The sequence below is a fragment of the Novosphingobium organovorum genome (genome assembly GCF_022832435.1).
In the GTDB taxonomy this organism is placed as follows: domain Bacteria; phylum Pseudomonadota; class Alphaproteobacteria; order Sphingomonadales; family Sphingomonadaceae; genus Novosphingobium; species Novosphingobium organovorum.
Genome location: NZ_JALHLF010000079.1, coordinates 1 through 17,797, shown reverse-complemented (window position 1 = coordinate 17,797; position 17,797 = coordinate 1). Strand labels below are relative to the sequence as shown.

Here is a 17,797-nt window from a genome sequence, read left to right as displayed (position 1 = left end):
CTCATCCTGCAATCAGGCCCACGAGGCACGCCCTGAGTGCCTTTTTTCCCATCCATTAACCTCATCTTGAAAGGCATGGCCCATGGGACAGGGATGCTTGGGAGCTTGCGGCGATTCCTGTCTTGCGTGATGCTGGCGCTGGTCGGCCTCATCGCGATTCCCGCCGCCGCCGCCTCCTTCCCCGCCGATAGCCGCTGCCATCGCCTCGCGCCCGAAGGGGGCGATGTCGCCGCGCTCGCGCGCGACGCCGCTGGCTGGAACTGCCAGCCGCGCGACTGGGTGATCGACGGACGGCGCCAGAGCCTGGTGCGTATCGCCATCCCGGCCGGGAGCGAGGAACCGACCGCGGTGCTCACCACCCGGCTGACCCGGTTTCGCCATCTCTCGATCACCGCGATCGGTGCGCATGGCGCCGTGGCCACGCGCACGATCACCCCTGAAGATCTCACCTTTTCGACCACCCAGTGGAAGATGCGCATGCCCCTGCCCCACCTCGCAGGAGGGGCGCCGACCCAGGCCTACGTCCTGGCGGTCAGCGGTGCGCGCCACGCCGCCATGCTGTCCGACGCGATCATCGCCCCGCCGCCCGACGAGGCGAGGGTATCCGACCAACAGCTGATCCTCGCCGCGCTGTGCGGGCTGATGGCGATGCCGCTCGTCCTCAACTTCGCCTTCTTCCGCATCCTGCGCCAGCGCTTCATCCTGTGGCACAGCGCCAATGTCGCCGCGATGCTGGTCCAGACGCTGGTCTCGAGCGGGATCATCAACCGCTTCGCCCATCTCACGCTGGACCAGCTGTGCCTTGCCTCCTCGCTCAGCTGGGCCGGAATCATCGTGGCCACGGTGCGCTTCTTCATCGGCCTGATCGAGCCCGAAATGCTGACCCGCCGCCAGCGGCTGCTGCTCGAAGCGCTGATCCCCTGGTTCCTGTTCTGGTCAGCCTACTACCTGTTCGCCGATGGGGTGTTCCTGTCGAGCGTCGCCCCGCTTTATTACCTGGCCTTCCTTCCCGTGATCGTCCTGGTGGTCTTCGCCGTCGCCTCTGCGGCGATGCGCGGCAGCCGCACCGCGTGGTTCCAGATCGTGGCCTGGCTGCCGCTGACCGCGCTCGGCCTTTCGCGCATCGCATCGATCCTGGGGCTGACCGACGCGCCGCTCAGCCTCATGCTCGAACAGAACCTGGCGATCGCCTTCGAGGTCATCGTCACCTCACTGGGCGCCGCCGACCGCCTGCTCACCATCCGCCTCCAGCGCGACGACGCGCTGGCCAAGGCCCGCCTTCACGCCAGCCTGGCGCAGCGCGATCCGCTGACCGGCCTGCTCAACCGCCGCACGCTGGAGGACGAATTCGACACGCTGTACGAATCGGGTTTTCGCACCATGGCGATCCTCGATCTCGACCACTTCAAGCGGGTCAACGACACCCACGGCCACGCGGCGGGCGATGCCGTGCTCAAGGCGGTGGCCGATGCGCTGATGCCCGACGACGACACCATCGCGGTGCGCATGGGCGGTGAGGAATTCCTGCTCCTGCTGCGCGGCCCCGACACCGTCGAACGGGCCGAGCGTCGCCGTCAGGCCATCCCCAGTCGTGTCGCCAAGCGCTATCCGGGCCTCCACCGGCTGGTCACCGCCAGCATGGGGATCATCTCGGAGGCCTCGGCCAACCACATCGGCCACGACTTCGCGAGCCTCTACGCGGCGTGCGACCGCCTGCTCTACAAGTCCAAGGCCGACGGGCGCGACTGCTTCAGCGGCGATAGCGCCACCGCGCTCGCGCCGATCGCGCTGCCGATGGTCAGCCAGGCGGGCTAGACGGGCGCGCTCAGCCCGCCTGGCCCGCCCCGCGCTGGAAGGGCGCGGCGACCTCGGGCGGGATACGCACCAGTCGCCCGCTCGCCTGATCGATGATCGCCCAGGTCGTGCGCGCCCTGACGATCGCCTTGCCGTCCGCGTTGCGAAATTCGACGCAGCGATCGAACGTCGCCGCCTTGGGCGCATCGGGAATCCAGGTGTGCGCGGTCACGCTTTCGCCCGCGCGGATGTTGCCGCGATAATCGATCTCGTGCCGGGTCACGACCCAGACATAGGCCGCCTGGTGCTCGGCCGGGGCGACCGCTTCCCAGTGGGCAACGGAGATTTCCTCCATCCACTGCACCCACACCGCGTTGTTGACGTGCCCAAGCTGGTCAATGTGCGCGGGGCCTGCGGTGAAGGTGCGGGTGAACGGCTCGGTCATGCCACGTCCGCGATGCCCAGCTGCCACAGGATAAAGGCGAATTCCTCGGCGGTTTCCTTCAGGCTCTCGAACCGGCCCGACTTGCCGCCGTGGCCAGCGCCCATGTTGGTCTTGAGGATCAGTTCGTTGCCGTTGGTCTTCAGCTCGCGCAGGCGCGCCACCCACTTGGCCGGTTCCCAATAGGTCACGCGCGGGTCGTTGAGCCCGGCGGTGACCATCAGCGGGGGATAGGCCTGCGCGCGCACCTGATCGTAGGGGCTGTAGCTCGCGATCAGCTCGAACGCGGCCTTGTCGGTGATCGGGTTGCCCCATTCGGGCCATTCGCCCGGCGTCAGCGGCAGGCTTTCATCGAGCATGGTGCTCAGCACGTCGACGAAGGGGACATGCGCCACCACCGCGCCCCACAGCTCGGGATCGGAATTGATGACCGCGCCCATCAGCTCGCCGCCCGCCGATCCGCCCGAGATCGAGATTTGCCCGGCGCGGGTGAACCCGCGCGCGATCAGCCCCTTTGCGCAATCGACGAAGTCGTTGAAGGTGTTGGTGCGCTGCTCCAGCTTGCCCGCCTTGTACCAGGCGCGGCCCATGTCGTCGCCGCCGCGGATATGCGCGATGGCATAGGCAAAACCGCGATCGACGAGGCTGAGCCGCGCGGTCGAAAAACCCGGATCGATCGCGATGCCATAAGCGCCATAGCCATAGAGGTGCAGCGGCCCGGCGCCCTGGCGGTCCTTGCGGTAGACGATCGAGACCGGCACCAGCGTGCCGTCGCGCGCTTCGATTTCAAGCCGCTCGGTCGCGTAGAGGCTCTCGTCATAGCCCGAGGGGATTTCCTGGACCTTGAGCGTCTCGAGCGTGCGCGCGGCGACGTCGTAGTCCATCACCGAGGCGGGCTTGACCATCGATTCGTAGGACAGGCGCAGCGTATCGGTGTGCCATTCGGGGTTGCTCGACAGCCCTGCCGAGTAGCTCGCCTCGGGAAAGTCGATCGGCTCGATGCGCGCCGGATCGTCGTAGTAGCGCACCGAAATCCGGTCGAGCCCGCGCTCGCGCCCCTCGATCACGTAGAAATCGCGGAACAGGTCGATCCCGGTAAGGTAGAAGTCGTCCGAACCTTCGATCAGGCTGGTCCATGCGCCCGGTGTCGCAAGCGGGGCGGTGGCGACGCGGAAATTCTCGTGCGTGTCGTTGGTGTGGATATAAAGCACGCCCTCGCGCTCGTCGACGTCGTACTCGACACCCTTGGCGCGCGGCTTGACGAGAATCGGCTCGCCCAGCGGATCGTCCGCGCGCACCAGCCGCGCTTCGCTCGTCTCGTGATCGCTGGTGCCGATCACCAGCCACTTTTCGTTCGAGGACAGCGAGGAGCCGACGCGAAAGCCTTCGTCATCCTCGTGGTAGAGTTCGACGTCGTTTTCCAGCGGCTGGCCCAGCCAGTGCAGCCGCGCGTTGTCGGTGCGCCACTGCTCGTTGGCCAGCGAGTAGACCAGGCCGGTGTCGTTCTTGACCCACACCAGCGAGGACAGCGTGCCGGGGATCTCGTCCGGCAGATGCTCGCCGGTGGCAAGGTCCTTGATCCGCGCGGTGAAGCGTTCCGAACCGTTGTCGTCGATCGCGTAGGCGAGCAGGTGCCCGCCCGAGCTGACCGAAATCGCGCCGAGGCGAAAGTATTCCTTGCCCTCGGCCAGCGCCACTTCGTCGAGGATCAGCTCGTCCGCGCCCCCTGCGACGGGCCTGCGCCACCACTTCTTGTATTCCGCGCCTTCTTCGAACTCGATCCAGTAGAGATAGTCCCCATCCTTCTGCGGGACCGAGGTATCGGCTTCCTTGATACGCCCGCGCATTTCGGTGAACAGCGCGTCGATCCGGCCCTGGTGCGGCGCCATGCGCGCCTCGAACCAGCGGTTCTCCTCCTCCAGATGCGCCAGCACCTCGGCATCGGTCACCTCGGGATAGCCGGGGTCGCGCAGCCAAGCGTAATCGTCGGTCACGGTGATGCCGTGGTGCGTGAACGAATGCGGCTTCTTGACCGCGACAGGCGCCGTAACAAAGGACGATGCGGGCGCGGGTGCGGGGGTCTGGGTGGAATCTGCCATGCACTGCATCTATGTTCGCACCATGACTCCCGCAAGCCGGATGGAAAAAACATGCTGATGAATACCCACGAGGCCCGCCTCGATGCCCTGCGCAAGGAACTCAAGGCGCGCGGCCTCGACGGCTTCGTCGTGCCGATCTGCGATGAACACATGAGCGAATACGTCGGCGCCTATGCCCAGCGGCTCGAATGGCTGACCGGCTTTGCCGGATCGGCCGGCGCCGCCGTCGTGCTGACCGATGCCGCGCGCGAACCCGCCGCCGCGATGTTCACCGACGGGCGCTACACGATCCAGGTGCGCGAACAGGTCGATGCGTGCTTCTATGCTTACGAAAGCGTGCCGCAGACTTCACCCGCGCAGTGGCTGGGCGCACACGTCCCCACGGGCGCAGTGATCGGCTACGACGCCTGGCTGCACCCTGCGCACTGGGTCCGCGCGGCCGAAAGCGCGCTGGCCGCGAAGGGAGCCAGCCTCGTCGCGGTCGAGGGCAATCCGATCGACGCCGTCTGGCCGGACCAGCCCGCCCCCTCCCCCGCGCCCGCGCTCGTCCACCCCGACGCGCTGGCCGGCGAATCGAGCGAGGCGAAGCGCGCCGCGGTTGCCGAGGGCCTGAGCGCGCGCGGGCTCGACGCCTGCGTCATCACCGCGCTCGATTCGATCGCCTGGCTGCTCAATATCCGTGGCTCGGACGTTGTCCATACCCCGGTCGCGCTGTCCTACGTCATCGCCCGCGCCGATGGCACCGCCGACCTGTTCCTTGCCGAAGAGAAAGTGACCGCAGACCTGCGCCAGCATCTGGGCAACGCGGTCTCGATCCGGCCGCGCGGCGATTTCGTCGCCGGGCTCGAAGAGCTGGGCGGCCGCCGCGTGGCGCTCGATCCCAACAGCGCGGTGGCGGCCATCGCGCAGACGCTGTCGCGTGCGGGCGCGCAGGTGGTCGAAGAGCGCGATCCGGTCGTCCTGCCCAAGGCGATCAAGAACCCGGTCGAACAGCAGGGCCACCGCGACGCCCAGGAACGCGACGGCGCGGCGGTTTCCCGGTTCCTCCACTGGCTCGCCGTCGAAGGTCCCTCGGGCACGATCACCGAACTGTCCGCGGTCGACCGGCTGCTGGGCTTTCGCGAGGCCTGCGGCGACCTGCGCGACACCTCGTTCGACACGATCTCGGGCGCAGGGCCGCACGCCGCGCTGCCGCATTATCGCGTGACCCAGGACAGCAACCGCACGCTTGCGCCCAACTCGGTCTATCTGTGCGATTCGGGCGGGCAGTACCCCAACGGCACCACCGACATCACGCGCACCGTGTGGATCGGCCCCGACGCGCCCGGCGCCGAAGTCAAGGACCGCTTCACCCGCGTGCTCAAGGGCCACATCGCGCTCGACACCGCGCTGTTCCCCAGGGGCACCGCAGGCAGCCAGCTCGACGTGCTGGCGCGCCACGCGCTGTGGCAGGCCGGGCTCGACTACGCGCACGGCACCGGGCACGGCGTGGGCAGCTTCCTTGCCGTCCACGAAGGCCCCCAGCGCATCGCCAAGTCGACCGGCGGTCAGCCCGGCACCGAGCAGGTGCTGCTGCCGGGCATGATCCTGTCCAACGAACCGGGCTACTACGAGGCGGGCCAGTACGGCATCCGGATCGAGAACCTGGTGCTCGTGGTCGAACGCGCGGTGGCGAGCGGGGCGCAGGATTTCCTCGGCTTTGAAACGCTGACGTTCGTGCCGATCGAGCGCCGCCTGGTCGCCCGCGAACTGCTGACGCCGGGCGAGATCGCCTGGTGGAACGACTACCACGCCCGCGTCCGCACGCTCATCGCCCCCCAGCTCGAAGGCGAGGCCTTGGCCTGGCTGGAGGCCCAGTGCGCACCGCTGTGACGGCGCGCACGCCCTGAACCGCAAAGGAACCTGCCATGACCCGCCTCGTCCACGCCCTGGAAACCCACCCTGTCCACCTCGGGCGCGGCGGGGCGGCATCCGTCCAGCCCGAATTCACCGGCGGCATGGCCTGGTACGCGGACTATGTCGCGCGCACCGGCGGCGATGGATTCGAGGGGCGGCTGGTCTCGCTGTTCCACTTCACCGGGAACTGGGACGCCTGGGAAATGCACCCGCATGGCGATGAACTGGTGGTCTGCACCGCAGGCGAGATCACGCTGATCCAGGAGCACGACGACGGCGCGCTCCACAGCGAGACACTGCGCGCGGGCGAATGCCTCATCAACCCCGCCGGGGTCTGGCACACCGCCAACGTGCCCGCGGCGGCCAGTGCGCTGTTCGTCACCGCCGGGATCGGCACCCAGCACCGCGCGCGCGGCTGAGCAGCTGGACGGGACATGAGCACCAGGACGGGACATGGCCGCCGCGACGGGACATTCGCTTTCACCCGGCTGAACATCCCGCGCCCGATGAGACAATTGGGTACAAAATAGCCCCTGAACGGCAAACTTGCGCGACAAGCCCCCGCTAGAAGGGTCATCAGAAAGTCGCGAGGCCTCTTCCCCCTCCCTGGCCTGGCGACTTTCAAACCTTTCGAAAAATTGGCCATTCGACCTGGCCAGTCGCACTTGGGACGCTAGAGACAGGAACACTACCAATGAACAGCACGATGAGAAAGATCACGCTGGGCCTGACGGTCGCGGCCATTTCGCTGGGCGGCGTCGCCTATGCCCAGGGCGCCGCCAACGCGCCCAAGCGTCCGGGCATGGACGCTAATGGCGATGGCACCGTGACCCGCGCCGAAATGCAGGACGCGGTTTCCAGGATGTTCGACAAGCTCGACGTCAACAAGGACGGCAAGATCGACAAGGCCGATCGCGAAGCGCGCCGTACCGAAATGCGCACCAAGCTGTTCGAAGAGCTCGACACCAACAAGGACGGCACGATTTCCAAGGCCGAATTCCTTGCCGCCAAGGACCCGATGGACGGCAAGGGGCCGATGCGCGGCTGCGGCATGGGTGGTCCCGGCATGGATGGCCCCGGCATGGGTGGCCCCGGCATGGACGGTCCCGGCATGGATGGCCCTCCTCCCGGTGATGGTGGCCCCGGCATGGATGGGCCGCCCCCGCCGCCTCCGGGTGACGCGATGGACGCTCCGCCGCCCGCTGACGGCGGCCCCGACATGGCGGGCGGTCCCGATGGCCCCGATCATCCGCCGATGTGCGGGCCGTCCAGGGAAGGCCACGGCGGTCCGGGCATGGCTGGCAAGGATGGCCCCGGCAAGGATGGCCCCGGTCGCCACGGCGGTGGTGATCGTGGCCCCGGACATGGCGGCGATCGCGGCCCCGGTGGCCCCGGCATGATGCGCATGATGCTTTCCATGGCCGATGCCAACAAGGACGGCTCGGTGACCAAGGCCGAAGCCATGGCCGCGGCCATGAAGCGCTTCGACGCGATCGATGCCAACAAGGATGGACAGATCACGCCCGAAGAGCGCAAGGCGGCGCATGAGAAGATGAAAGCCGAGTTCGAGGCCAAGAAGGCCGAGCGCAAGGCCCCTGCCAACCGCCCGACCGCCAACTGACGGCCCGGCGCGGGGACAAAGGACTGCTATGAACGATACCGCGCCGATCCGCCTGCTTCTCGTCGACGACGAGGCGGCTCTTCGTGAACCCCTGGGCGATTACCTCTCGCGCCAGGGGTTTGCCGTCACGCAGGCCAGCAGCGCCGCCGAGGCGCGTTCGATCCTGCGCGACGAAAAGCCCGACCTCGTCCTGCTCGACATCATGATGCCGGGCGAAGACGGGCTCTCCTTCTGCCGCCATCTGGTCGAGGCGCAGGACGTGCCGGTGATCTTCCTCACCGCGCGCGGCGAGGCCACCGACCGCATCGTCGGGCTCGAGATCGGCGCGGACGACTATGTCGTCAAACCCTTCGAACCGCGCGAACTGGTCGCGCGCATCCGCTCGGTGCTGCGCCGCGCCAGCCGGGGCGCCCAGCCCGCGCCGGAAAACGAAGCCTTCGTCTTCGAAAGCTGGAAACTCGATCCGCTCAAGCGCCGCCTGACCGATGCCGAAGGCGCGGTAGTGGCGATCTCCTCCGTCGAATTCCGCCTGCTGATGGCCTTCCTCGAACACCCGCGCCAGGTGCTCGACCGCGACCGCCTGCTCGACATGGTGCAGGGCCGCGAGGCGCACCTGTTCGACCGCGCGGTCGACAATCAGGTCTCGCGCCTGCGCCGCAAGATCGAGGTCGACAGCCGCAATCCGCAGCTCATCCAGACGGTCTGGGGCGGGGGTTACATGCTCGCCGCCGACGTCAAGCGCGTGGTCCTGGACGACGAATGAAAGCGCTCCTCCCGCGCAGCCTGATGGGCCAGATGCTGCTGGCCGTCGCGGTTGCCCTCCTCCTCGTCCAGACGCTCAGCGCCTTTCTCATCTACAGCGCCCAGCGCGAAAGCTATGAGACCGGCATGCTCAACGCGGCCGCGTTCCGCCTGCTCGTCGAGACCCGCGGGCGCGAGGCGATGCGCCCGCGCGAAAAGCCCGAAGGCGCCCCCTTCGGCGGCCCGCCGATGCGCGGCTTCCCACTCGAACGCAGCGATGCCTCTCCGCTCGCCAAGGGCGAACCGCGCGACACCCACGCCGAGGAAAAGCTCGCCAAGATCCTTGCCGACCAGTCGCTCGACGTCGCGCAGATCGTGGTGGTCCACCGTGTCGTCAACCAGGACCGCCCCGCGCGCGAACGGATGATCGAGCACGGCCATGACCATGCCACGCCGCCCGAGGTGCTGCGCGAACAGCTGAGCGACCACCTGCTGGTGGTCGGTGTCCGGCTCGAGGGCAGCCAGCAGTGGCTGGTCTCGCGCGTGCGCACCCCGCGGGCGATGAACATCCTGCTGTTCCCGCTGATCGTGCAGACGCTGGTGATCTACGCCGTGCTGGTCGGAGCGGTGGCGGTGATCCTGCGCCGGATGAGCCGCCCGCTCGCCGCGCTGACCCAGCGCGTCGAGGAATTCTCGGTCACCCGCGACCTGGCCGGGCAGCTCGAGCCCACCGGGCCCGACGATGTGCGCCGCCTGATCCTGGCGCACAACGCCATGGAAACGCGCATCGCCGACCTGCTCGACGAAAAGGACGTGATGCTCGGCGCGATCGGGCACGACCTCAAGACCCCGCTGGCCGCGCTGCGCGTGCGCATCGAATCGGTCGAGGACGAGCACGAGCGCAAGCGCATGGCGATGACGATCGAGGACATCGTGCGCACGCTCGACGACATCCTCTCGCTCGCCCGCGTCGGCCGCCCCAGCGACCCGCTCGAACGCACCGAACTCTCCGCACTCGTGGTCTCGGTGGTCGAGGAATACGAGGACATGGGCGAGCCTGTGGAACTGGGCGAAACCCGCCGCATGGCGCTCGAACTTCGGCCGACCTGGCTGCGCCGCGCGCTGCGCAACCTCATCGGCAACGCGCTGCGCTACGGTGAACGCGCGCGAGTGTCGCTCGAACGCGTGGACGGATCGGCGGTGATCGTGATCGACGACGAAGGTCCGGGCATTCCCGAGGACGCCATCGAATCGATGATGAACCCCTTCACCCGCGGCGACCCCTCGCGCAATTCGGCAACCGGCGGCGCGGGGCTCGGCCTTGCCCTCGCCCGTGCCATCGCCGACCAGCACGGCGGCGCGCTCGTGCTGACCAACCGCCACGAAGCCGCGACCGGCGCGGTGGTGGGCCTGCGCGCGACGCTGACGATCCCTCTGGGCTGATCGGCCTCAAGGGGTTCCCCCCTTGGCCCCGCCCCTGTCCACCTGACCGGGCGCCGCTCCCGCAGCAGGCGAAAGGTACAGCGGACAGTTCAGCGAGCCCGAGGGCGGTAGCCCTCGGATTGCCCCCCCTTTCCTGCCTTTTTGCCTGAAAGGGAGCGCCCCCAGAGCATTTTCCAGTCAGCNGGCGCCGCTCCCGCAGCAGGCGAAAGGTACAGCGGACAGTTCAGCGAGCCCGAGGGCGGTAGCCCTCGGATTGCCCCCCCTTTCCTGCCTTTTTGCCTGAAAGGGAGCGCCCCCAGAGCATTTTCCAGTCAGCTGGAATCACCTGACGGTTCAGAAAATGCGTTAAAACAAAAGGCTAGGGCGGTCGATCCGATGCAATCCGATCGAAAACCGCTCTAGTGGATTGATTTTGACATTTGCATCCCCTGGCGGATGGGATGGGCCTGCAAATGTCAAAATCGTAAAATCCACTAGAATCAAATGAATGCTAGTGGTTCGAAGAGATTCTGACATTTGAGCGCGCCCTATCCGATAGGGTATCAAATGTCAGAATCGAACCACTAGCGCATCAACCCGCCGATCAGATTGCGCGCGAAGCGGCCGATCCCCGGAATCCCGATCGCCTTTTCGAGCGCGCTGCCAATCGTGCCCGCCGCCGCGCTCGCGGCCGAGGCGCCGGGATTGGCGCGGCTGGTCTTGCCCTGGATCTTCTGCGCCAGGATCGCCCCCGCGCTCGAGGCCGCCGCCCCCGCGGCTGCCTTGGCGACCTTGCCGCCCAGACCATCCCACAGGCTCGGGCTGCGCCTCTCGCGCTTGCGCACTTCGTCCTCGCCGTTCTGCGCCACTTCCTCAGCGGTCGCGGCGGCATCGGCGGCCTTGGCGGCGAGCACTTCCTCGGCGCTTTCGCGGTTCACCGCGGTATCGTACTTGCCGGTGAACGGGCTGATCGACTGAATCACCGCGCGCTCCTTGTCCGAGACCGGCCCCAGCCGCGAGCGTGGCGGCGCAACCAGCGTGCGCTGGACGATCGTGGGCGCGCCATCGGGATCGAGCGTGGAGACCAGCGCCTCGCCCACCTTGAGCTCGGTGATCGCCGCCTCGACGTCGAGATCGGGGTTGATGCGGAAGGTCTCGGCGGCCGCCTTGATCGCCTTCTTGTCGCGCACGGTGAAGGCGCGCAGTGCGTGCTGGACGCGGTTGCCCAGCTGCCCGGCGATCGCTTCGGGAATATCGACCGGGTTCTGCGTCACGAAGAAGACGCCCACCCCCTTCGAGCGGATCAGGCGCACCACCGTCTCGACCGTGTCGAGCAGCGCCTTGGGCGCATCGTCGAACAGCAGGTGCGCCTCGTCGAAGAAGAACACCAGTCGGGGCTTTTCGGGATCGCCGACTTCGGGAAGCGCCTCGAACAGTTCGGACAGCAGCCAGAGCAGGAAGGTGGCGTAGAGCTTGGGGCTGCGCATCAGGCGATCGGCGGCGAGGATGTTGACGAGGCCACGCCCGTTCTCGTCGCACTTGAGGAAATCCTCGATCTCGAGCGCGGGCTCGCCGAAGAAACGCGCCGCGCCCTGGCTCTCGAGCGTCAGCAGCTGGCGCTGGATCGCGCCCACGCTGGCCTTGGAGACATTGCCGTACTTGGCCGAAAGCTCCGAGGCGTTCTGCGCGGTGAAGGCCAGCATGGATTGCAGGTCGGCGAGATCGAGCAGCAGCAGGCCCTGTTCGTCGGCAAAGCGAAAGACGATGTTGAGCACGCCTTCCTGCGTCTCGTTGAGGTCCATCAGCCGCGCCAGCAGCAATGGCCCCATTTCCGAGATGGTGGTGCGGATCGGGTGGCCCTGCTCGCCGTAGATATCCCAGAACACCGCTGGATTGTCGGCGTAGGCGTAGTCCTCGATACCGATTTCCCTCGCCCGCGCCTCCAGCTTGTCGGCGTGCTTGTAGGTCGGGCTGCCGGCCATCGAAATGCCCGACAGATCGCCTTTGACGTCGGACAGAAACACCGGCACGCCCTGCGCGGAAAACTGCTCGGCCAGGGTCTGGAGCGTCACGGTCTTGCCCGTCCCTGTCGCCCCGGCGATCAGTCCGTGGCGGTTGGCCCGTCCCAGCAGCAGGTTCTGCCGTTCGCCGTCGGCGCCAAGGCCGATGTAGAGTGCGCTCATCGCGGTCGTGCTGTCCTTTTCGCTTGTCGGCTTGCACGATCACGTGCCCAATCGGTGATAGAGGGCTTGCGGGCGGGGGGCGAGAGTGTTTTTGCCAGCTGCGGGAGAGAACGCTAAGGGGCATGGCGATACACCGATGACCGAACCATTCATCCTTCTTGACGATGCCCGATCGCGCGATGCCGCCGACGCGCGTCTCTACCGCGATCCGGTGGAGATCGTGCGCGCGCGCGCCCCGCAGGACATCCCCGCCGCCCTGGCCCGGATCGAGGCGCTGAGCCGCGAAGGGCTCCACCTTGCCGGCTACCTCGCCTATGAGGCCGGCCTCGCGCTCGAACCCCGGCTGGCCCCCCTGCTCGGCGACGAGGCTCCTGGGCCGCTGTTGTGGTTCGGCGCCTTTACCCGCTACGAGACGATCGCGGCCGAAGCGGTTCCCCTGTGGCTCTCACGCCATGCCAGCGCGCCAACGCCGCCCTCGATCGGGCCGCTCACCCCGCAGATCAGCCTTGGCCAATACACCCGCGCCTTCGATCGGCTGCACGCCGCGATCCACGCCGGCGACATCTACCAGGCCAATCTCACGATGCCGCTCGCCGGGCCCTGGCAGGGTGATCCGCTCGCGCTCTACGCCGCGCTGCGCCCCGCCGCGCGAGCCGGTCATGGCGGCGTGGTGTTCGACGGTGCGCACTGGCACCTCAGCTTCTCGCCCGAGCTGTTCTTCGCGATCGAGCGGGGAACCGTCCACGCCCGCCCGATGAAGGGCACCCGCCCGCGCGGGCGCGACGCGGCCGAGGATGCAGCGCTGCGCACCGAGCTTTCCGCCTCGATCAAGGACCGGGCTGAAAACCTGATGATCCTCGATCTCATGCGCAACGACCTCTCGCGCGTGGCCGAGCCGGGCAGCGTGCAGGTCGCGCACCCCTTCGCGATCGAAAGCTACCCCACCGTCCACCAGATGGTCTCCTCGATCGAGGCGCTGCTCGCCAAAGGCAGGACCGCGGTCGACCTGCTGCGCGCGCTGTTTCCCTGCGGCTCGATCACCGGCGCGCCCAAGATCCGTGCGATGGAACTGATCGAGGAGGTCGAAGCGGCGCCGCGCGGGCTCTATTGCGGGTCGATCGGATACATCGAACCCACTGGCGATAGCGTGTTTAATGTGGCAATCCGCACCCTGCGGCTGGTTCCCGAGGATGGTGGCGCCGGCGCGCACTGCGGACGGGCGACGCTGGGCGTCGGCTCGGCGGTGGTCGCGGATTCGCAAGCGCTTCCCGAATGGCGGGAATGTCTGGTCAAAGGGGGTTTCGTGCGAGGTTCGGGTACGCAGACAGCGCAGCAGGCAGCATCGCCCGCGCGCTTCGATCTGATCGAGACGATGCGCTTTACGCCCGACGACGGCATTCCCCTGCTCGAACTCCACCTCGAACGCATCAAGGCCAGCGCGGCCGAGCTGGGCTTCAGCTTTGATCGCCACGCGGTGCGCAACGCCATCCAGGCGCTGTGCTTCGATGCCGATGCCCCCGCCAAGCTGCGCCTGGTCGTCGCGCGCAGCGGGGCTTACGCGCTCGAACTCGCACCGTTGCCCGAGGCGATCGCGGGGCCGCTGACGCTCGCTGCGATGCCTCTACCGGTCGACAGTTCGGACTGGCGCCTCGCCCACAAGACGAGCGATCGCGGCTTCTACGAGGCGGGCCTCGCGCTCGCCCGCTCGGCCGGTGCGCACGAGGCGCTGTTCCTGCGCGACGATGGGCTGGTCACCGAAGGCAGCTTCACCAATCTCTTCGTCGAGCGCGACGGCGCGCTGCTCACCCCCGCCGCCGGGCTCGGCCTGCTGCCGGGCGTCCTGCGCCGCTCGCTGATCGAGGCCGGACAGGCCCGTGAAGCCGAGCTCACCCTTGCCGATCTCGCCGACGGGTTCCTTGTCGGCAACGCCGTTCGCGGCCTCCTTCCTGCAAAGCTCCTGACCACGTGACACCGCATCTTTCCGCCGCGCTGGCGCGCATCGCGCCTTCGCAGACCACCGCCATGACCGACCGCGCAATCCAGCTGCGCGAAGAAGGGCGCGACATCATCTCGCTCTCGGTCGGCGAGCCCGATTTCGCAACGCCCGCGCACGTCATCGCCGCCGCCAAGGCCGCGCTCGACGCGGGCCAGACGCGCTACACCCCGGTCGGCGGCACCTCGCAGCTCAAGCGCGCGGCCGCGCTCCACTTCGCGCGCGACCTCAGGATCACCGTGCCCCCCTCGCAGGTCACCGTCAGCGCCGGGGGCAAGCAGGCGATCTTCCACGCCATGCTCGCCACCGTGAGCGAGGGCGACGAGGTCATCATCCCCTCGCCCTGGTGGGTCAGCTACCCTGAGATCGTGCGCTTCGCGGGCGGCAAGGTGGTCCCGCTGACGACCTACGCCAAGGACAACTTCCGCTTTTCGCCCGCAGACCTGGAGGCGCAGATCGGCCCGCGCACGCAGTGGGTCATGCTCAATTCGCCCGGCAACCCGACCGGCGCCTGCTACCCCGAAGCCACGCTGCGCGGCATCGGCGAGGTGCTGCGCCGCCATCCGCGCGTGCTCGTGCTCTCGGACGATATCTACGCCCCGATCAACTACACGGGCGCGCCCCATGTTACGCTCGCCGCGCTGTGCCCCGATCTCGCCGACCGTATCCTGACCGTCTCGGGCGTGTCGAAAAGCCACGCGATGACCGGGTTTCGCATCGGCCTCGCGGCGGGGCCCGAATGGCTCATCCGCGCGATGGAACGGCTCCAGTCGCATTCCTCGGGCAACCCCTGCTCGATCAGCCAGGCCGCTGCGGTGGCCGCGCTCGAGGGGCCGCAGGACTTTCTCGTCGACTGGTGCACGCGCTTTCGCGCCCGGCGCGACCAGGTGGTGCGCGCGATCAACGCGATCCCCGGCCTGTCGACCCCGGTGCCCGACGGCGCGTTCTACTGCATGATCGGTGCAAGCCCGCTGATGGACCGCTTCGGCGACGACACCGCGCTTGCCCTTCACCTTCTCGAACATGGCGTCGCCATCGTTCCAGCTTCGGCCTTTGGCGGGCGAAACGGTTTCCGGATCAGTTTCGCCGCCGATGAGGCCCAGCTCGACGAGGCGCTTCGCCGCATTGCAAAGGCCCTTGCCGGATGAATATCCCGATCCTCTTTGAAGACGCCGAAGCGCTCGTCATCGACAAGCCCGGCGGCTTGCCGATCGACCGCCCGCGCGCGGGCGGTGCCTGCCTCGAAGACTACCTTGTCGACCTCAAGCTCGGCTTCCAGCGCGAGCCCTGGCCCGTCCACCGGCTCGACCAGGATACCTCGGGCTGCCTGCTGCTGGCGCGCAACCCCAAGGCGCTCAAGCGCTTTTCACACGCTTTCGAGGAACACGTGGTCGAAAAGCGGTACCTGGGCATCGTCGATGGCGTGCCCGCCGAAACCGAAGGGACGATCGCGCTCTCGCTCTCCAAGGTCAGCACCGCCAAGACCGGCTGGCGCATGATCCCGGCGCGCAAGGGCAAGCCCTCGGTCACCCACTGGCGCACGCTGGCCACCATCGATGGGCGCGCGCTCGTCGAGTTCCGCCCCGAGACCGGGCGCACCCACCAGATCCGCGTCCACGCCGCTTCCGGGCTCGGCTTCGCCCTGCTCGGCGATCCGATTTACGGCAGCAAGAAGGGCGCGCCGCGCACGATGCTCCACGCCGCTGGCCTCACCGTCCCGCGCGGCGAGAAGGAGCCGATCCTTGCGGTGAGCCCGCTGCCTGCGGATTTCCGCGCGCTCGGCTTCACCGAACTCGAATGAGCGCCCAATGAGCGAGGCGGACCGGGCCATCGAGCGCGCGCAGGCCGCCTGCAGCGAAAGCTTCATCGCCGCCTCGGGGCCCGGCGGCCAGAACGTCAACAAGGTGGCAACTGCGGTCCAGCTGCGCCTCAACGTCTATGCCCTGCGGCTTGCGCCGGCGGTGTTCCAGCGCTTCAGGGAACTCGCCGGAACGCGGCTGACCGCCAGCGGCGAACTGGTCCTCACCGCGCGCCAGTTCCGCACTCAGGAGGCCAACCGCGCCGATGCGCGCGAACGCATGGCCCAGCTCATCGCCAAGGCGCACGATTTGCCTGAAAAGCGCGCCAAGAGCCGGCTCAACCGGGTCGGCAAGGTGCAGCGGCTCAAGGGCAAGAAAATCCGCAGCGCGGTCAAGGCCGGGCGCGGCAGGATCAGCCCGAACGACTGAAAGTTCCCCCAAGGCAGCGCGCCTTGGAGCGGTTTTCGATCCGATTGCATCGGATAGACCGCTCTAGACCTTTGTTTTAACGCACTTTCTCAATCGTCAGGTGATTCCACCTGACTGGAAAATGCTCTAGCGCACGGTCGGGCTGCGTACCGCCGCCGCCGTTGCCTCAGGCGCAGACGCATCCTGTGGCGCGAGCCGCTGCCCCGACGGTTCCAGCGCCGCTGCCGGAGGGCGCCGCGCATCGAGCATGGCCGCAGCCCTGTCGAGCGCGCGCGCCTCGCCCATCGTCACCCCGCCCGGCCCCGGATCGCTGTCCGCCTTGCCGCACCCCGCCAGAAGCAGGGCCAGCGCCGCAAGCGGAAGCACACCGGCCCACGCCCGATACCGCCGCGAACCGTTCACCCTTCGATGATCCGGGTGTGCGGGTGGTGCTTGTCGAGATGCTTGCGGATGATCGTTAGGTTGCGGCTGTTCGAGCGGTAGAGGAAATCGAACAGGTCGCCCGCCACCGGCACCGCGCCGAGCAGCGTGTCGAACCCGACGTTCGCGCTCATGCGCGCCAGTTGCCACTTGGGCATACCCAGATTGCGCGCCTCCCACACGATATAGAGGCCCATCGCGGCCGAGATCAGATCGCCCGCCACCGGAACCAGCCCGAGGATCGCGTCGAGCCCGACCTTGCGCTTGATCCCCGGCAGGCTGACGGCGCGTTCGAGCACGAATTCGAGAGCCTCGATCCGGCGGCGAATCGCCATCGGGTCGTTGCCGGTGGGAAAATCCCTCTCGGTACGCCGGGCAAAGCCCTGTCCTGTCGCCACGTCCATTTCGCCTTTCGCGTCCGGGCGCACCGCCGCCCGCCCCCTTTTACTTGGGCAGCCAGGACAGCGGCATCAAGGGGTGCCAGCCCCAGCTGTTGGTGGCAAAGCCATCGACACTGCCGCGCACGAGCGACCAGCGGATGGGCGAGCCGAAGGGAATAAACACGTTTGCGGCGGTGAGTTCCGCCTCGGCTTCGGACAGCAATGCGGCGCGCTCCTGCGCGGTGGGCGCGCTGGCGGCTTCGGCGACGCGGGCATCGGCCTCCGCCGAACACAGCCCCTGCTTCGCCGCGCACGACAACCGGTTGAGGAACCACCCCGCACGCGGGTAGCGGGCCACCTCGTCCATCAGCACGAGGTCGGCGTCGGCGCGGTCTGTCGCGCGCTGGAGGCGGATGCTGACCGCGGCAAAATCGGCCGAGAGCCGCGCGAAGAGGATGTTCGCGCCATCGCCCGAAGGCAGCCAGAGGGTGAGTTCGGGCGCGTTGTCGAGCGGGCGCGGCGGGGCGCCCTTTCCGGCACCGCCCGTGCCTTTGTCGCCACGCCCCGGCGCGGCCTTG

At 67.9% G+C, this 17,797-nt stretch carries 15 protein-coding genes and 1 pseudogene; 10 read left to right on the top strand and 6 right to left on the bottom strand.

The features are described from left to right. The first annotated feature begins 105 nt into the window (after positions 1-105). Positions 106-1,815 (top strand): sensor domain-containing diguanylate cyclase, encoded by a 1,710-nt coding sequence (locus MTR62_RS15795; protein WP_244022674.1) that lies wholly within the window; start codon positions 106-108, stop codon positions 1,813-1,815. Between the two features lie 10 nt (positions 1,816-1,825). Here MTR62_RS15795 and MTR62_RS15790 read toward each other — a convergent pair whose 3' ends face one another. Together MTR62_RS15790 and MTR62_RS15785 are read right to left on the bottom strand one after the other, a co-directional pair. Next, positions 1,826-2,239: an acyl-CoA thioesterase gene (locus MTR62_RS15790; protein ID WP_244022672.1), complete on the bottom strand. Its 414-nt coding sequence runs from the start codon at positions 2,237-2,239 to the stop codon at positions 1,826-1,828. After that, positions 2,236-4,335 carry a S9 family peptidase gene (locus tag MTR62_RS15785; protein WP_244022670.1) on the bottom strand — a complete coding sequence of 700 codons (2,100 nt, stop codon included), beginning with the start codon at positions 4,333-4,335 and terminating at the stop codon, positions 2,236-2,238. Before MTR62_RS15785 ends, MTR62_RS15790 begins: the two co-directional genes overlap by 4 nt. Before the next feature lie 51 nt (positions 4,336-4,386). Here MTR62_RS15785 and MTR62_RS15780 point away from each other — a divergent pair, with 51 nt between their 5' ends. The 5 genes from MTR62_RS15780 to MTR62_RS15760 all read left to right on the top strand — a co-directional run bounded on the left by MTR62_RS15780 (position 4,387) and on the right by MTR62_RS15760 (position 10,036). After that, positions 4,387-6,207: an aminopeptidase P family protein gene (locus tag MTR62_RS15780; RefSeq protein WP_244022668.1), complete on the top strand. Its 1,821-nt coding sequence runs from the start codon at positions 4,387-4,389 to the stop codon at positions 6,205-6,207. A gap of 35 nt (positions 6,208-6,242) precedes the next feature. Beyond that, the gene (locus MTR62_RS15775) at positions 6,243-6,650 is read left to right on the top strand and encodes a cupin domain-containing protein (RefSeq protein WP_244022665.1); all 408 of its coding nucleotides are present in this window, start codon (positions 6,243-6,245) and stop codon (positions 6,648-6,650) included. 275 nt (positions 6,651-6,925) lie between these two features. Further along, entirely contained in the window at positions 6,926-7,852 is a 927-nt protein-coding gene (locus MTR62_RS15770; RefSeq protein ID WP_244022663.1) for an EF-hand domain-containing protein, read from the top strand. A gap of 28 nt (positions 7,853-7,880) precedes the next feature. After that, positions 7,881-8,615, top strand: coding sequence for a response regulator (locus MTR62_RS15765; protein WP_244022661.1), 735 nt, complete (start codon positions 7,881-7,883; stop codon positions 8,613-8,615). Beyond that, on the top strand, positions 8,612-10,036 hold the full coding sequence (locus MTR62_RS15760; RefSeq protein ID WP_244022659.1) for an ATP-binding protein: 1,425 nt from the start codon (positions 8,612-8,614) through the stop codon (positions 10,034-10,036). The genes MTR62_RS15765 and MTR62_RS15760 overlap by 4 nt, the downstream gene beginning before the upstream one ends. Positions 10,037-10,599: 563 nt before the next feature. On the opposite strand, the gene MTR62_RS15755 is transcribed toward MTR62_RS15760, so the two are convergent. Then, the gene (locus tag MTR62_RS15755; RefSeq protein WP_244022657.1) at positions 10,600-12,198 is read right to left on the bottom strand and encodes a helicase HerA-like domain-containing protein; all 1,599 of its coding nucleotides are present in this window, start codon (positions 12,196-12,198) and stop codon (positions 10,600-10,602) included. Positions 12,199-12,334: 136 nt separating this feature from the next. On the opposite strand from MTR62_RS15755, the gene pabB reads away from it, so the two are divergent. Genes pabB through arfB form a run of 4 tightly spaced genes read left to right on the top strand, consistent with a single transcriptional unit; the run spans position 12,335 to position 16,419 of the window. After that, positions 12,335-14,167 carry an aminodeoxychorismate synthase component I gene (gene pabB / locus MTR62_RS15750; RefSeq protein WP_244022655.1) on the top strand — a complete coding sequence of 611 codons (1,833 nt, stop codon included), beginning with the start codon at positions 12,335-12,337 and terminating at the stop codon, positions 14,165-14,167. Positions 14,168-14,220: 53 nt separating this feature from the next. Beyond that, positions 14,221-15,339 (top strand): pyridoxal phosphate-dependent aminotransferase, encoded by a 1,119-nt coding sequence (locus MTR62_RS15745; protein ID WP_244022677.1) that lies wholly within the window; start codon positions 14,221-14,223, stop codon positions 15,337-15,339. After that, positions 15,336-15,992, top strand: coding sequence for an RluA family pseudouridine synthase (locus tag MTR62_RS15740; protein ID WP_244022653.1), 657 nt, complete (start codon positions 15,336-15,338; stop codon positions 15,990-15,992). Before MTR62_RS15745 ends, MTR62_RS15740 begins: the two co-directional genes overlap by 4 nt. A gap of 7 nt (positions 15,993-15,999) precedes the next feature. Next, entirely contained in the window at positions 16,000-16,419 is a 420-nt protein-coding gene (gene arfB / locus MTR62_RS15735; RefSeq protein ID WP_244022650.1) for an alternative ribosome rescue aminoacyl-tRNA hydrolase ArfB, read from the top strand. A 126-nt stretch (positions 16,420-16,545) separates the two neighbouring features. Here arfB and MTR62_RS15730 read toward each other — a convergent pair whose 3' ends face one another. From MTR62_RS15730 to MTR62_RS15720, 3 genes and pseudogenes are all read right to left on the bottom strand, one after another. Beyond that, positions 16,546-16,785 (bottom strand): hypothetical protein, encoded by a 240-nt coding sequence (locus MTR62_RS15730; protein ID WP_244022648.1) that lies wholly within the window; start codon positions 16,783-16,785, stop codon positions 16,546-16,548. 32 nt (positions 16,786-16,817) lie between these two features. Further along, a complete protein-coding gene (locus MTR62_RS15725; protein WP_407672694.1) occupies positions 16,818-17,174 on the bottom strand; it encodes a DUF4112 domain-containing protein in 357 nt (118 codons plus the stop codon). Between the two features lie 109 nt (positions 17,175-17,283). Further along, positions 17,284-17,797 (bottom strand): annotated as a pseudogene (locus MTR62_RS15720) (ABC transporter substrate-binding protein); the annotation flags it as partial.